Below are 15489 nucleotides of genomic sequence, written 5' to 3'. Positions count from 1 at the left end.
ATGTATGCGGCGAATCTTGGTAAAGGCCCTGGTGGGCCGCGAATCGCCTCCGAGGGACTGACGCCCGATGCACGCAGCACGCACCACCGCACGTCCGATCGCGGCGCTCGTCCTGACGGCCGCCGCCTGTGCCTGCGGTGCCGCCGCGTTCACGCCGGGCGCGCACGCGGACGCCGGGAAGGCCACCGGCCCGTCCGGGCAGACCCTCACCGTCTCGCAGGTGGACGGCCTGCCCACAAAGGGCGCCACCGTACAGGTCAAGGGCTCGGGGTTCGACACGCGCAAAGGCATCTACATCGCGTTGTGCAAGGACGACGGGGCCGGGAAGGTGCCGTCGCCGTGCGGCGGGGGCGCGGACACGTCCGGGACGGCCGGGGCGTCGCAGTGGGTCTCGTCCAACCCGCCGCCGTACGGGAAGGGGCTCGCCGTCCCGTACGGGCCCGGCGGCACCTTCGACGTGAAGATCCGCATCGGGTCGGCTCTCTCCGGGTCGGTCGACTGCACCGAGGTGCGGTGCGCCGTGGTGTCCCGGTCCGACCACACGCGCGCCTCCGACCGTTCGCAGGACGTCCGGGTGCCGGTGGCGTTCGGAGGCGACGGCGGACTCCCCGTATGGGCCTGGGCCGCCATCGGCGCCGGCGGGGTCGCCGTGGCCGGTGGCGGTGCGCTGCTCGTCCTGCGCCGCCGGGGCCCGGCCGCGACCGCCGAAGCCGGGGCCGGATCCGGAGCCGGGGCCGCCGCGTGATCCGATCGACCAAGGCGGTGGCGGCGCTCGTGCTGGGCGGTGCGCTGCTGCTCGGCGGGTGCGGGATCGGCAAGGCCGGGGTGCCGGGGAGCGGCACCGATCCGGCCGCCCGGTGCGGAGCGGGGACGGTCTCCGCGCCGAAGGGGAACCCGGAGCCCGTCGGGAAGCCGGACGAGCCGGAGCTGCCGGTCACCGTCAGGTCCGCCGACGGCAGGGACGTGACCGTCCGCGATGTGCGGCGCGTCCTCGCCGTCAACCTGTACGGGTCGCTGGCAGAGATCGTCTACGGACTGGGTCTCGGCGACCGGCTCGTCGGACGCGACATCTCCACCACGTTCCCGGCCGCGCAAGCGCTTCCGCTGGTCACCGGGCAGGGGCACGACCTGTCCGCCGAGGGGGTGCTCAAGCTCGACCCGTCCGTCGTGATCACCGACAAGAGCATCGGGCCGCCGGAGGTGCTCGACCAGATCCGGCAGGCCGGCGTCCCGGTCGTGCTCGTGGACGACCGCCAGACGCTCCCCGCGATCGGCCCGCACATCCGCGCGGTGGCCGGGGCGCTCGGCGTCCCGGACGCGGGCCGGAGGCTCGCCGCCCGGGTGGACGGCCAGATCGAGGAGGCCGCGAAGTCCGCGTCGGGGGCGCGGCTCAAGGTCGCGTTCCTCTACGTCCGGGGCAGCGCGGGCGTCTACCTGATCGGCGGGAAGGGCGCCGGGTCGGACGCGATGATCGAGGCGATCGGCGCGGCGGACGCGGGCTCGTCCCTCGGCCTGTCCGGCTTCCGGCCGCTGACCAGCGAGGGGCTGATCAACGCCGCGCCGGACGTGCTGCTGGTGATGACCGCCGGGCTGAAGTCGGTCGGCGGCGTCTCCGGCCTGCTCAAGCTGCCGGGCGTCGCGCAGACCCCCGCCGGGCTGAACCGCCGGATCATCGACGTGGACGACGGGACGCTGCTGTCCTTCGGCCCGCGCACCGGAGAGACGATCTCCGCGCTCGCCGCCGCCGTCCACCGGACGTGCTGATGCGGCGCGGTTCCGTCCTGCTCGTCGCGCTCGGCGTCGTGCTGGTGGTGCTGTGCGTCGTCGCGGCCGGGATCGGGCAGGTCAGCGTCCCGCCCGACCAGGTCATCGGGTCGATCCTGCACCGCGTCGGGCTCGACGCCGGGCCGCGTCCCGCCGCCGCGCAGGGCGACAACGCGCTGTGGATCGTGCGGTTCCCGCGCGTCGCGCTGGCCGTCGTCGCCGGCGCGGCGCTCGGCTGCTCCGGCGCCGTCATGCAGGGCGTCTTCGGCAACCCCCTCGCCGAGCCAGCCGTCATCGGGGTGTCGTGGGGCGCGGCGGTCGGCGCCGCCACCGTCATCGTGTTCGGCCTGACCGTCCTCGGCAACTGGACGATCGTGGCCGCCGCGTTCTGCTGCGGCCTGGTCACCACGCTGCTGGTGTACGCGGTGTCGCGGTCGGCGGGACGGACCGAGGTGGTGACGCTGCTGCTCACCGGCATCGCGGTGAACGCGGTGGCGAGCGCGCTGCTGGGGCTGCTGATGTTCGCGGCCGGCAACGACGCGCTGCGCGCCATCACGTCCTGGAACCTCGGGAGCCTGGCGGGCGCGAACTGGGACGCCGTCGCGACCGTCGCGCCGCTGGCCGCCGCGGGACTCGCGGTAGCGCTCGGCTGCGCGCGGCGGCTCGACCTGCTGTCGCTCGGCGAGCGCACCGCCCGCCACCTGGGCGTGGACGTGGAGCGGCTGCGCTTCACCGCGATCGTCCTGATCGCGCTGCTGACGTCGGCGGCGGTCGCGTTCGCGGGGGTGATCTCGTTCGTCGGGCTCGTCGTCCCGCACCTGGTGCGGATGGTCGCGGGGCCCGGGCACCGGACCCTCATCCCGGCGAGCGCGCTCGGCGGCGCCGTCGTGCTGGTCGCGGCGGACCTCGTCGCCCGGACCGCGATCGCCTACCAGGAGCTCCCGCTCGGCGTGCTGACCGCGCTGCTCGGCGGCCCGTTCTTCTTCTGGTTGCTGCGCCGCGCCCGGCACGGCTCGGGAGGCTGGGCGTGATCGGCCTGCGCGTCCGGAGGCCGATCATGCCCGGCCCCGTCCCGGCCGGGTCGGCGGCGGTCGGGGTGCGGGGGCTGCGCGTGGAACGCGGCGCCCGGACGGTCCTCGCGGACGTCGATCTGACCGTGCGGACGGGCGAGGTGCTGGCGCTGGTCGGCCCGAACGGCGCGGGGAAGTCGACGCTGCTGGCGGCGGTCGGCGGTGACGTCGCGTCCACCGGGGACATCACGGTGGACGGCAAGCCGCTCGGCGCGTGGAGCCACGCCGAGCTGGCGATGCGGCGCGCGATCCTGCTGCAGCGGCAGACCGTGGCGTTCCCGTTCACCGTCGCCCAGGTCGTCGGCATGGGCCGCGCGCCCTGGGCCGGGACCCCGCTGGAGGACGACGACGAGGCCGCCGTCGCCGAGGCGATGCGCCAGACGGACGTCACCGGGTTCGCGGACCGCCCCTACCCGCAGCTGTCGGGCGGCGAGCAGGCCAGGGTCGCGCTGGCCCGCGTCCTGGCGCAGCGGACCGGCACCCTCCTGCTGGACGAGCCCACCGCCGCGCTCGACCTGCACCACCAGGAGATGGTGTTCGGCGTCGTCCGGGAACGCGCCGCCGCCGGGGCCGCCGTCGTCGCCGTCGTGCACGACCTCGGGCTCGCCGCCGCGCACGCCGACCGCGTCGCGGTGCTCGCCGGGGGCCGCCTCGCCGCCTGCGGGCCGCCCGCCGACGTGCTCACGGCTGAGCTGCTCAGCGACGTCTACCGGCATGACGTCGAGGTCGTCCCGCATCCGCGCACGGGACGTCCGCTGATCCTGCCGCGCCGCTCCGGGCCGGGGTGATGGCCTCACCCCGGTGATCGATGGAAGCGTTGAACCGGCGGCCGCGCGACGTCCGTGCTGTGGGTGTCGCGAGACGGCGGCCGGGACCGGGCCGGGCGAACCGGCCGAGCTGGGGAGGACGCGCTGACCACCGATAGCCGCGCGGAGCGGGAAGAAGCAGCAGAGCGGGAGGACGCCGCGGAGGCGACCCCGCCGACCAGGCGGCGGCGCGCCGCGGGACGGGCCGTCACCGTCGCGGCGTTCCTGTTCGTGCTGGTCGCGCTCGTCCTGCCGGACGAGTTCGCGCACCTCACCCCGGCCGCGTTCGCGCGCATCCCGGTGGAGGGGATCGCGGGGGTCGTCCTGGTCCTCGCGGCGCCGGAGCGGGCGAGGCGGTACGCGGCCTTGGCGGCGGGCGGGCTGCTGGGCGTGCTGACCGTCCTGAAGGTCATGGACATCGGCTTCGACGCGGTGCTGGTCCGGCCGTTCGACCTGGTGCTCGACTGGCCGCTGCTGCACCCGGCGGTGGAGTTCGTCGAGGAGTCGGCCGGACGGGCGGGGGCGATCGGCGCCGTGGTCGTGGTGGTCGCGCTGATCGTGGCCGTGGTCGTGCTGATGGCGATGTCGGCGCTGCGGCTCAGCCGCGTGGTCGTCCGGCACGACAGGAAGGCGGCCGGGGCGGCGGCCGTCCTCGGCGTGACCTGGGTGGTGTGCGCGGCGCTCGGGGCCCAGTTCGTGGACGGCGTGCCGGTCGCGGCGCGGAGCGACGCCGTCCTCGCCTACGACCACGCGCGGCAGGTCCGGGACAGCCTGAACGACAAGGAGGAGTTCGCCGAGGCCGCCGCCGTCGACGCGTTCCGCGACACTCCCGGCGACCGGCTGCTGACGGGCCTGCGCGGCAAGGACGTCGTGCTGGCGTTCGTGGAGAGCTACGGGCGCACCGCCGTGGAGAACCCGCAGTACGCGCCGCAGGTCGGCGCCGTCCTCGACGCCGGGACGCGGCGGCTCGGCGCCGCCGGGTTCTCCGCCCGGAGCGGCTGGCTCACCTCCTCGACGGCGGGCGGCGGGAGCTGGCTGGCGCACGCGACCCTGCTGTCGGGGCTGTGGGTCGACAACTCGCAGCGGTACCGGACGCTCGTCCAGAGCGACCGGTTCACGCTCAACCAGGCGTTCCGCCGCGCCGGCTCCCGGACGGTCGCGCTCATGCCCGCCATCACGCGCGCCTGGCCGGAGGGGTCGTTCTTCGGCTACGACAAGGTCTACGACAACCGCAACCTCGGCTACCGGGGGCCGCGCTTCAGTTTCGCGACCATGCCCGACCAGTACACGCTGTCGGTTCTGCAGCGCGCCGAGCTCGACAGGAAGGACAGGGCGCCGGTGATGGCGGAGACGGCGCTGGTGTCGAGTCACGCGCCCTGGGCGTCCCTCCCCCGGCTCGTCGGGTGGGACCAGGTCGGCGACGGCTCCGTGTTCACCGGCATGGGCAAGGGCTACGACGCGGCATGGCCGACCGGCGGACACGTCCGCACCGAGTACCGGAAGTCGATCGAGTACACGCTGAACACGCTCGTCTCGTACGTGGAGACCTACGGCGACGACGACCTCGTGCTCGTCTTCCTCGGCGACCACGAGCCCGCGCCGCTCATCACCGGCCCGGACGCGGGACGCGACGTCCCGGTCACGATCGTCGCCAAGGACAAGGCCGTCCTGGACAAGGTCTCCGGATGGGGCTGGCAGGACGGCCTGCGCCCGGCGAAGAACGGCCCGGTCTGGCCGATGAGCGACTTCCGCGACCGGTTCCTGACCGCGTTCGGCGGGTGATGCGAAGGTGGCGCGGTGACCTCGCTGTCCGCTGAGCCCGAAGACGCGCCGGCGCCTCCGCGCGAGGCACCGGCGCGCCGTCGTCGGCGCTGGCTGCTCACGCTCGTCGTGGTGGCGCTGCTGGCGGAGATGGCCTTCGCGATGGTCTCGACGGCCGTGCGGCAGAGCCCGACGATCGACGAGCCGGTGTACGTGGCGTCCGGCGTGATCTACTTGAAGGAGCACGACCTCCGGCCCAACGCCGAGCATCCGCCGCTCGGCAAGCTGCTCATCGGCGCCGGGGCCGTGCTCACCGGACCACGTCTCGACCCGGAGTTCACCGGAGACCAGCAAGCGGTCGGACGGCATCTGCTGTACGAGTCGGGCAACGACGCGCAGGGGCTGCTCCTGGCGGCGCGGCTGCCGGTCGTCGTCCTGACGCTGCTGTTCGGGCTGGTCGTGTTCGCCTTCGCCCGCGACCTCACCGGCTCCGGCGGCGGGCTCGTCGCGCTCGCCCTGTACGCCTTCTCCCCCGACGTCATCGCGCACGGTTCCCTGGCCACACTGGACGTGCCGATGGCCGGGTTCCTGCTCACGTCCGCGTGGCTGCTGTGGCGGGCGCGGCTGCGTCCGCGGCTCTGCCTCCCGCTCGCCGGGGCGGCTCTCGGCGCGGCGGTCGCCACCAAGATGAGCGCCCTCCCGGCCGTTCCGGTGCTGCTGGCGCTGGTGGTGGTCTCGGTCTGGTCCGCGCGCGGCCACCGCGTCATGGACGGCGTCGCATGGGCGGCCGGGACCGCCCTGGCGGTGGCCGCGGTGGTGTGGGCGTCCTACCTGGCCGTCGACCCGCGGCTCCGCTGGACGGCACCCGCCGGCGTCCCGGACGTCGACGGCCTGCGCGGCCTCGCCGCCGCCGGGCTGCCCTTCCCGGAGCCGTTCCGCGACGGCATGCGCGTCCAGTTCGGCTTCGAGGACCTGCGCTGGACCGGGTTCCTGTTCGGTGAGGTCTACCTGGGCTCCCGCTGGTACTACCTCCCGGCCGCGTTCCTGGTGAAGACGCCGCTGGGGATGCTCGCGCTGTGGGTGATCGGGATCGCCGCGCTGTGCGCGGTGCCGCGGCTTCGTCCCGCCGCGCCGTACGTCCTCGTGCCCGCCGCCGTGTTGCTGGGCGCGGCCATGACGGGCTCCCGCGATCTCGGCGTCCGGTACGCCATCGCCGTCCCGATGTTCCTGGCGGTGGCGGCGGGCGCGGCGACCGCGCTCCGGTGGCGGTGGACGCCCACCGTGGTGGGCGCGCTCCTGCTGTTCGTCGCCGTCAGCTCGCTGCGGACGTACCCGCTCTACCTGCCCTACTCCAATGAGGCGTTCGGCGGGCCGTCCAAGACCCATCTGCGCCTGCACGACTCCAACGTCGACTGGGGCCAGGACCTCCGGCGTCTCGCCGACCGCCTCCGCGACCGGTATCGGGGCGAGCAGGTGTGGCTGGCCTACAAGGGCAGCGGCGTCCCGTCCTACTACGGCATCCGCGCGTCCGACCCGCTCGCCGTGCCGCCCGGACGGGTGCGCGGGCTGCTCGTGGTGTCCGACAGCTGGATCGCCAAGTCGGACCCGAGGCTGACCCCGCTGATCGCGACGAGCGAGCCGATCGACGGGGTCGGGCATTCGATCACCATCTTCCGCCGACCCTGATCAGCGGCGGGTCAGCGGCGGTGGCTGTGGGCGCGGGCCCAGAGCGCCGTCCACCCGCCGGGCGGCAGCCAGGACGCGGGGACGCGCAGCCCGTGCGCGGCGATCTCGTCCCAGAACCGCGCGGTGTCCGCGCCGAGTTCGCGGGCGGCGGAAACGGCGCGCCGCCGCCACGGGCCGTCGTCGTCATCGAGAGCGGTGGCCGGGAACCCCGGGACGCGCACGGAGCGCGGAGCGGTCACGGTCGCCAGTTCGGTCTCGGGCGCGGCGCAAGTGACCGCGACGGTCAGCGCACAGAGGAGCGGCTCGGTCGTGCGCCGCGCGACGGCGGCGGCGAGGGCCGGGTCGTCCTGGACGGCCAGGAGCCCGATCGCCCGGCGCGCCCGCCGTCCGGCCAGGTCGAGGGCGTAGGCGTCGGCGATGGCGGGGAGCTTGACGAGCCTGTGCAGCGCCTTCGGCAGCGGCGGCTCGCCGAGCAGCAGCGGGAGCTGGTCGAAGCGGCCGCGCAGCGCCGGGTCGAGGGCGTCGAGGGCCGTGCCGAGGGGGCGGCTCCCGGTCGCCGTCCACAGCCCGACGAGGTCGACGTCGCCGCTCTCCAGCGCGCGCCGGACGGCGCCGGTGAACCGCTCGCTCCCGAGGCGGCGCAGCCGGACGAGCGCGGCGTCCGGCGGGGTCGCGGCGATCGCGGCGAAGACGCCGAGGGCCTCGGTGGCGGTCTCCCGCCAGGCGCGCTCCGCGAGCGGCCCGAGCGCCTGGCCGACGTCCTCGACGAGACGCGGCGCGGCGCGCCGCCGGGCGGCGGGCCGGACGGGCGGCAGCTCCTCCTGCCCCTGGGCGGGCTCGGCCTTCACCGGGCCCGGGATCGCGGCGACCCAGTCGCGGAACCGCCGCGCCAGCTCCGCATCCGGCTCGTCGTTGAACCTCGCCGCGAGCTCGCTGACCCGCCATCCGCGCGACGCGGGCCGCAGCGGCAGCAACTCGGCGTTGGCGACCAGCAGCCCGTGCTTGTCGTAAAGGCCCGCGAGCCCGCTGCGTCCGTTCTTGGCGTCGTCGATGTAGAACGGCCCGGCGATGCAGTTGCCCATGTACTCCGACCATTCCGACAGGTCGCGGGCGCTGCGCGCGATCCTGAACCGGACGGCGGCGCCGGGGACGGCCGTTCCGTCCCGCTCCAGCAGCGCGGCCGGGACGGCGAAGTCGCCGGTCAGGGCCTCGGCGATCGCGGTGCCCGCCAGCAGGCCGGCGGTGAGGTCCGTCCAGGCGCGGGCGCCGCGCGGCGGGACGCCGCCGAGCGCGACGAGCTGCGCGGCGCCCGACACGGCGAGGGTGACCGAGTCGAGCCGCGGCGCGAGCCGCTCGGAGACGGGCTCCGGGTCGTGTTCGAACCACGGCTCCCCGGTGCCGGGCGTCGCCTGCGCCCGCTCGTGCCCATGCAGCCGGGCGAGGGCGTCGACCAGGTCGGCGTACCAGAGCAGGTCGCCGACCATCTCCACGGACGCCGGGTCCTGCCCGGACGCGAGCCGTTCGTGCAGCGGGGCCGCGTTCCCCAGCAGCGGGCCCGTCCACGGCGGGATCCCGGACCACTCGCCGGGCGGGCGGACGTACCCGGCCGCCTCCCGCCAACCGTGCAGGCCGGCCGCCGCCCAGTGCCGCAGGTATTCGGCGAACGGGCCGCGCAGCTCCCGCATCGCCAGGCCGACGTCCTCGATGATCAGGAGGGCGAAGGCGCGGGCGCACGACAGGCGCGGCCGGACGTAGGCGGCGAACTTGGCGTCGCGCGGCTTGCCGTCGCCGATCCTGCGGTGGATGTCGCGCACGTAGGCGGCCGGACGAGCCGGAAGACCGGTCAGGCCGGGGACGCGCCGGGCCGACTCTGTGGCGTGCAGGTCGTCCACCTCCGCCGCCGCCGCGGCGATGACGCCGGCCGAGCGCGCCAGGCCGTCCTCCAGGCCGTGGTCGGCGACCGCCACGGCGGTGCGGAGCAAGGCCGTGGCGCCGAGCGCGTCGTTGAGAATCCGGTCGAGCCGGGCCGCCAGTACCGCTCGTCGGGCACCCACCGCGCGGCGTCGGCGAGCGACGGTTCGGCGACACCCAGCGCGTACCGCACCCGGTGCAGGATCTGCTCGTCCTCGAAATGGGTACGGCGTTTGCGCAGGTCGGGCACCCGGTCGCGGCTGCTCTGCGTCGCCAGCCGCCGCTTGCGCCGGGCGGCGCCCTCGTGGTGCTCCAGCACCCGCGCCCACAGGTCCAGGATCGGGTCGAGCCGCCGGGGGCGCGGCACGTCCCGGAACACCTGCCGGAGATGCTGCCCGAGCACCGACGGCTGACCGCCGGGAATGAGGTCGGCGTCCTTGGGCGCCTCGAGTGCGAGGACGCGTTCCAGCTGCTCGGGCCCGAGGACGTCGCTGGCCGCGACCGCCAGATGCAGCGCCGCCCACCGTCCCTCGCCGACGGCCCGGGCGGCCGCCGCGCCCACCCGCTTCGTGACCGCCGGCCCGAACAGCGCGACCAGGTACCCCGCCCGGTCGCCCAGCTTGTGCGCATTGTCGAGGCCGACGACGCGCAGCGCCGCGAGGACGGCGTCGCGCTGATCGCCGCGCGCGCCGTCCAGGCGTGCGGAGCGGAAGCCCCCGCCGAGGTCGACGCCCGCGCCGGCCGCGACCACTCCCCCGGCCCTGACGAGCCGCGCCAGCTCCGTGACGGCGTGCTCGACGTCCTCGACGGCGGCGGCGTCCGGTCCGAGCGCGACGGCCTCGCCGGGACGCGCCGCCGGGCCGTCCTGGTCGCCGGGCAGCCTGACGGGCCCGCCGGGACGCGCGGCCCAGGCGCACCGCCCCGAGGCCACGACACCGCCCGCAAGCCTGATCTTCACGCGCCCCATCATCCCCGTCCCGGACGCCCCGGCCAACGGAGTTTCGGCGGGCTCAGCCAACGGGGTTTCGGCGGGCTCAGCCCGGGCGGTGCAGGCTCGCGTACCCGTGCTCGACGAGACGCTCGGCCCCCTGCGCGTAGGCGGCCGGGTCGGCCGGGAGGCTGGTGCCGAGGCCGTCCACGTACCGGTTGTACATGCAGAACGCGGCGGCGATGAGCACGGTGTCGTGGATCTCGACGTCGGTGGCGCCCGCCTCGCGGGCCGGGCCGATGTGCTCGTCGCCGACCTCCCGGCCGCCGCGCTGGACGGCGGCGGCGATCCCGAGGAGGGCCCTGAGCTTCCCGCCGATCGGCGCGATGGCCGGGTCGGCGTGCACCTGCCGGACGAGCGTCGCGCCGCCGTCGAGCTGCGCGGCGGCGCACGCCCCGTGGGACCCGGCGCAGAAGCGGCACCCGTTCAGCTCCGACACGTAGGACGCGATCAGCTCCCGCTCACCGCGCTCCAGCGGGCTCGGGCCGCGCAGCAGGGCCTCCGCGAGCGCGCTGAGCGGCCCCGCCGTCTCGGGCCGGAACCGGAGCAGGGACGGCAGCCCGGGGACGGCGTCGTCCAACTCGATGTGCGCCACGGGACCGCCCCTTCACGGAAGTTCTCCTGGTCCCTTGATCCTCTACCGAACGCCGTCACGCGGGTAGTTTTCTCGCCACTCCACAAAAGGTCATGGTCTCCTGCGGCTCGCCCCAGGGGTTGGGCTCGGGACGCCACCGCGAGCACGACACCACTCCGGGCTCCAGCAGTTCCAGGCCGTCGAAGAGGGCCTCTATCTCCTTGCTCGTCCGGGCCTTGATGGGGTGCGGGGTGCCGCTCTCGTTCCATGCGCTGACGGCGAGGCGGGTCACGTCCACGTCCAGGCAGGCGTGGGACAGCGCCACGAAACTCCCCGGCGCGAGCGCGCCGACCAGCCGCGCCAGGATGTGCCGCAGCTCGTCCTCGTCGGTGACGAGGTGAAGCAGGGCGAGCATCATCAGCCCGACCGGCTTGCCGATGTCGAGGGTCGCGGCCGCCTCGGCGAGGACGCGGTCCGGATCGCGGACGTCCGCGTCGATGTAGTCGGTGGCGCCGCCCGGCGCGCTGGTGAGCAGCGCCCGCGCGTGCACGAGCACGAGCGGGTCGTTGTCGACATAGACGACGCGGGATTCCGGCGCGACCCGCTGCGCGATCTCGTGCGTGTTGTCGACGGTGGGCAGGCCGGTGCCGATGTCGAGGAACTGGCGGACGCCCTCCTCGCCCGCGAGGTGCCGGACGCACCGTCCGAGGAACAGCCGGTCGGTCCGCGCCGCCGCGACGATCCCCGGCACCTGCCGCGCGACCCGCTCCCCGGCCTCCCGGTCGACCTCGTAGTGGTCCTTGCCGCCGAGCCAGTAGTCCCACACCCGCGCCGAGAGGGGCCTGTCCGCCCTCGTGGGGTCGGGGCGTGCGATGTCGTCCGTGGCCATGCGGCTCCTCCTTCGCCCGTGACGGCGGGCCCGTGAGGCGGGATGACCGACGCTACACCGGACGGCCACACGCCCTGTCAAGGACCCCCGTCACGGCCCCGGGATCGTAGGAGGGGAGCACGCCCGCGAGGTGGCCGTCCGGGCGGACGACGTGGACGGTGTCCGGCCCGGCCCGCAACGCCGCCCGCAGGACGCCCTCGGCGTCGATGTCGTCCAGCGCGTGGACGCGGTGCGGGACATCGGTCTGCAGCTCCGCCGCATGCCGTGCCGCGGTCAGGACGACGAACTCCGTGCCGAGCAGGCGGCGCAGCCGGGTGGGCTCGCCGGAGACGACGCACGGGCCGTCCGGGCAGATCACGCCCGGCACCGGCGGGCGGACGGCCCCCGGCTCGCGCGGGAACCCGTCGAGCGCGCCGGACGGCGTCGTCAGCGGCGAGTCCAGATACCAGAACGGCTCGGCCAGGCGGCCCGAGTCGATGATCTTGTGGGCGGCGGGGTCGGTCCGCGCCTTCTCCAGCGCCTCCAGCCGCCGGGCGCGCTGCCCCGGCGTGTGCGGGACGAGGAACTCCATCGTCCGCGTGGTGACCCGGAGGTTCTCCCCCGCCGCGGCCCTGCGCTCGACGTCGTAGCTGCTCAGCAGGCTCTCGGGCGCCCGGCCGCGCCGGACGAACGCGAGCTTCCACGCGAGGTTCTCCGCGTCCTGCACGCCCGAATTCAGCCCGCGGGCGCCGAACGGCGCGTACAGGTGGGCGGCGTCCCCGGCGAGGAACGCGCGGCCGGACGCGAACGTCGCGGCCCGCCGCTCGTGGAACCGGTACACGCTCGACCACACGAGCTCGTACGGGACGTCCCCGACGATCTTCCGGATGCGGGCGTCCAGCGCCCCGGACGCGCGCTCTGCGTCGAGGTCGTGGTCGCCGGGCACCTGCCAGTCGATCCGCCACGTCCCGTCCGGGCACTGGTGGACGAGGACCTGCCGCCCGGGATTCCACTCCGGGTCGAAGAAGAACCGCCGCTCGCTCGGGAACGGCAGCTCGGCCCGGATGTCGCAGATGAGGAACTTGTCGGCGAACGTCCGCCCGGGGAAGGGGATGCCGAGCAGCCGCCGGACGGTGCTGTGCCCGCCGTCCGCGCCGACCGCGTGGCTGCCGCGGACGGTCGCGCCCGCGTCCACCTCCACGCCGCGTTCGTCCTGGTGGAGCCCGCAGACGGGATGCCCGTACCGGACGTCGGCGAGCGGCTCGGCGTCGGCGAGATCCCGCAGGTGCGCCTCGACCTCCGCCTGCGAGATGTTGAGCCACGGCGGCACCGCGCTCCGCCCGGGCTCGGGGAACGTGACGGCGAACAGCTCCTCGCCCCGGTAGTAGGTGCGGCCGGTCGTCCACGTCACGCCGCGGGAGATCATCCGCTCGGCGCAGCCGACCCGGTCGAGCACGTCGAGGACGTCCCGCTGGAAGCAGATCGCCTTGGACCCGGACGGGTCGCGCCGCGCCGCCGCCTCCAGCACCACGCTCGGCACGCCGTGCCGGGCCAGCAGCAGCGCCGTGACCAGGCCGACCGGCCCGGCGCCGACGATCACGACCGGTTCGCCGTCACTCCAGGAGCCCACATCTGAATGGTGCCCCGGCACGGGCGGCGATGGCCAGGGGCGGCCATATTTGATCAAGCCGGGCCCGGCCCGTGCGCACAATGGCCTATGTCCCGCGTGCGAACGCCGACCCGCCGGGAATTGGGCAGGGCGGGCGCGGCGGCGCTCCTCCTCGCGGCGGGCGCGTACGGGGTGCGGGCCTACGCCGGCCTGTGGCTGGACTTGTACGTGCACCGGCCCTCGACGTCGTCGCTGATCGCGCTCGCGGCGCTGGAGGCGATCGCGGTCGTGCTGATGGTCGCCGCCCTGCGCAGGCGCCGTGACGGGGCGAGCGAACCGGTGTTCGGCCGGTGGACGGGGGCCCTGGCGACCGGTTTCGTGCTTCTCGTGCTGGGGCTGCCCCTAGGTCTGGCGGTCCTCGCACTGCGCGGGCCCCTCCATGTGGAGCTCCCCCCGCCGGATGACCTCCCGATGCACGAGTGGCCGAGGCAGGATCTGGAGCGCGAATCCCCCTGGCTGGTCCCCCCGGCGGCCATGGCGGCCGTCCTCACCCTCGCGATGATCGCACTGATCGTGTCGGCGGCCTGGGTGGCCGTCCGGTACCGGAACCGGCGGTGGCGGCGACTCGGCGGGCGCCGCCGCCCGCCCGCGGCGCCCGCCGGGCCGCCGCCCTCGGACCGGTTCGAGGAGGCGGCGGAGGCCGGGAGCCGGGCGCTCCGGGGCACCGCCGACGCACGGGCCGCCGTGATCGCCTGCTACGCCGTGATGGAGGGGGTCCTGGCGGAGGCGGGCGCCGCCCCGCACGCCAGCGACACCCCGGCCGAGGTGCTCGCCCGCGCCTCCGGCTCCGGGCTGGCCGGGCTGGACGCCGCGACCACGCTGACCGGCCTGTTCAGGGAGGCCCGGTACAGCGACCGCCCGGTGACCGGGCGGCACCGGGCGGAGGCGCTGGCCGCGCTGGAGTCGCTCCGCGCCGGGAGCCGGGTATGAGAGCCGCCGCGCTGGTGGCGGCCGCCGGGTGCGGGTTCGCCGCCGCCTACCTCGCCGCCGGCGCCGCGGCCGTGGTCATCCTGGCCGCCGGGCTGGCGGTCCTCGGGCTGCTCGCCGCCCGGGCGGGGCTGCCCGCCGCACTCCCGTCCCGCCCGGCCGTCGGGACGCCGGACGTACCGGACGAGCTGCGGGAATTCCCCTCGTACCGGCGGGTCCGCGAGGCGGTGTCGTGGTCGCAGGTGTCCGCCCGGCATTACGACTCCGTGACACGGCCGCTGCTCGTCCGGCTGTTCGCCGCCGCGCTGGCCGAGCGGCACGGCGTCGACGTCCACCGCGATCCCGCGCGGGCCAGGGTGCTGGTGGGAGACGACGTGTGGCCGTTCGTCGCCCCGGACCGTCCCCGCTCCACCGACGCGCTCCCGCCCGGCCCGGACCTCGCCGGCCTGCGAGCCGTCGTGACCCGACTGGAGGAACTGTGGCCGAACGACTGACCATCGACTCGCCCGCCGCCGCGGCGGCGCGCTGCCAGGACGTCCTCGACGAGGTCGAGAAGGCCGTCGTCGGCAAGCGCGCCGCCGTCGAGCTGGTGCTGACGGGCGTCCTCGCGTCCGGCCACGTGCTGATCGAGGACCTTCCGGGGCTCGGCAAGACGCTGCTGGCCAGGACGTTCGCCACCGTCCTCGGCCTGGACTTCGCGCGCGTCCAGTTCACGCCGGACATGCTGCCCGCCGACCTGACCGGCGCCGCCGTCTACGATCCCCGCACGTCCGACGTGGAATTCCGGCCCGGCCCCGTGTTCACCCAGCTCCTGCTGGCGGACGAGATCAACCGGACGCCCCCGAAGACCCAGGCCGCGCTGCTGGAGGCCATGGAGGAGCGGCAGGTCAGCGCGGACGGGGAGACCCGTCCGCTGCCGCGCCCCTTCATCGTGCTGGCCACCGACAACCCGATCGAGTACGAGGGCACCTACCCCCTGCCGGAGGCGCAGCTCGACCGGTTCGCGCTGCGGATCCGGCTCGGCTACCTCTCCGCCGACAAGGAGAGCGAGATGATCGCCCGGCGGCTCTCCCGCGGCGCGGCGCCGCCCGCCCTGCGCGCGCTGGCCGGGCCGGACGACGTGCTCGCCATGCGCGAGTGCGTCGAGCGGGTGCACGTCGACGACGCGATCGTCCGGTACGCGGTCGCGCTCTCGGCGGCGACGCGCGAGCACCTCAAGGTGACGGTCGGGGCCAGCTCGCGGGCGACGCTCGGGGTCGTCCAGGTCGCGCGGGCGCACGCGCTGCTCGCCGACCGCGACTACGTGCTGCCCGAAGACGTGAAGGCCGTCGCGGTACCGGCGCTCGCGCACCGGCTCGTACTGCGGCCGGAGATGTGGGTCCGGCAGATCAGCGGCGAGGACGTCGTCACGGAGATCCTCGGCCGGGTCCCCGTGCCGCGCGCCGCGGACCAGCCCGCATGAGCC

At 75.4% G+C, this 15489-nt stretch carries 13 protein-coding genes; 9 read left to right on the top strand and 4 right to left on the bottom strand.

What is annotated here, in order from left to right:
• Positions 1–67 precede the first annotated feature (67 nt).
• The 6 genes from E1287_RS12655 (at position 68) to E1287_RS12630 (ending at position 7087) form a co-directional block, all read left to right on the top strand.
• The gene (locus E1287_RS12655) at positions 68–745 is read left to right on the top strand and encodes a hypothetical protein (RefSeq protein WP_243718913.1); all 678 of its coding nucleotides are present in this window, start codon (positions 68–70) and stop codon (positions 743–745) included.
• Positions 742–1764, top strand: coding sequence for an ABC transporter substrate-binding protein (locus E1287_RS12650; protein ID WP_207934181.1), 1023 nt, complete (start codon positions 742–744; stop codon positions 1762–1764). The genes E1287_RS12655 and E1287_RS12650 overlap by 4 nt, the downstream gene beginning before the upstream one ends.
• Complete coding sequence (locus tag E1287_RS12645; RefSeq protein ID WP_131965093.1) at positions 1764–2795, top strand: iron ABC transporter permease; 1032 nt, start codon at positions 1764–1766, stop codon at positions 2793–2795. The genes E1287_RS12650 and E1287_RS12645 overlap by 1 nt, the downstream gene beginning before the upstream one ends.
• A complete protein-coding gene (locus E1287_RS12640; RefSeq protein ID WP_243718911.1) occupies positions 2792–3622 on the top strand; it encodes a heme ABC transporter ATP-binding protein in 831 nt (276 codons plus the stop codon). Before E1287_RS12645 ends, E1287_RS12640 begins: the two co-directional genes overlap by 4 nt.
• Before the next feature lie 63 nt (positions 3623–3685).
• Complete coding sequence (locus E1287_RS12635) at positions 3686–5422, top strand: sulfatase (protein WP_207934173.1); 1737 nt, start codon at positions 3686–3688, stop codon at positions 5420–5422.
• Between the two features lie 15 nt (positions 5423–5437).
• Positions 5438–7087, top strand: coding sequence for a phospholipid carrier-dependent glycosyltransferase (locus tag E1287_RS12630; RefSeq protein ID WP_207934172.1), 1650 nt, complete (start codon positions 5438–5440; stop codon positions 7085–7087).
• Between the two features lie 11 nt (positions 7088–7098).
• On the opposite strand, the gene E1287_RS12625 is transcribed toward E1287_RS12630, so the two are convergent.
• The 4 genes from E1287_RS12625 to E1287_RS12610 all read right to left on the bottom strand — a co-directional run bounded on the left by E1287_RS12625 (position 7099) and on the right by E1287_RS12610 (position 13058).
• The gene (locus tag E1287_RS12625) at positions 7099–9141 is read right to left on the bottom strand and encodes a hypothetical protein (RefSeq protein WP_131965092.1); all 2043 of its coding nucleotides are present in this window, start codon (positions 9139–9141) and stop codon (positions 7099–7101) included.
• Between the two features lie 891 nt (positions 9142–10032).
• Positions 10033–10581, bottom strand: coding sequence for a carboxymuconolactone decarboxylase family protein (locus E1287_RS12620; protein ID WP_131965091.1), 549 nt, complete (start codon positions 10579–10581; stop codon positions 10033–10035).
• A 55-nt stretch (positions 10582–10636) separates the two neighbouring features.
• Positions 10637–11449: an SAM-dependent methyltransferase gene (locus E1287_RS12615; protein WP_131965090.1), complete on the bottom strand. Its 813-nt coding sequence runs from the start codon at positions 11447–11449 to the stop codon at positions 10637–10639.
• 52 nt (positions 11450–11501) lie between these two features.
• The gene (locus E1287_RS12610; RefSeq protein WP_131965089.1) at positions 11502–13058 is read right to left on the bottom strand and encodes an FAD-dependent monooxygenase; all 1557 of its coding nucleotides are present in this window, start codon (positions 13056–13058) and stop codon (positions 11502–11504) included.
• A gap of 96 nt (positions 13059–13154) precedes the next feature.
• On the opposite strand from E1287_RS12610, the gene E1287_RS12605 reads away from it, so the two are divergent.
• The 3 genes from E1287_RS12605 to E1287_RS12595 are packed head-to-tail and all read left to right on the top strand — an operon-like array spanning position 13155 to position 15486.
• Entirely contained in the window at positions 13155–14027 is an 873-nt protein-coding gene (locus E1287_RS12605) for a DUF4129 domain-containing protein (protein WP_207934170.1), read from the top strand.
• The gene (locus tag E1287_RS12600; protein WP_131965087.1) at positions 14024–14518 is read left to right on the top strand and encodes a hypothetical protein; all 495 of its coding nucleotides are present in this window, start codon (positions 14024–14026) and stop codon (positions 14516–14518) included. Before E1287_RS12605 ends, E1287_RS12600 begins: the two co-directional genes overlap by 4 nt.
• The gene (locus E1287_RS12595) at positions 14503–15486 is read left to right on the top strand and encodes a MoxR family ATPase (RefSeq protein WP_243718909.1); all 984 of its coding nucleotides are present in this window, start codon (positions 14503–14505) and stop codon (positions 15484–15486) included. The genes E1287_RS12600 and E1287_RS12595 overlap by 16 nt, the downstream gene beginning before the upstream one ends.
• Positions 15487–15489: the final 3 nt, after the last annotated feature.

This window comes from Actinomadura sp. KC06 (assembly GCF_004348735.1).
GTDB lineage: Bacteria > Actinomycetota > Actinomycetes > Streptosporangiales > Streptosporangiaceae > Spirillospora.
The sequence above is the reverse complement of the archived record's forward strand: the minus strand, read 5'-3'. Positions and strand labels throughout refer to the sequence as shown.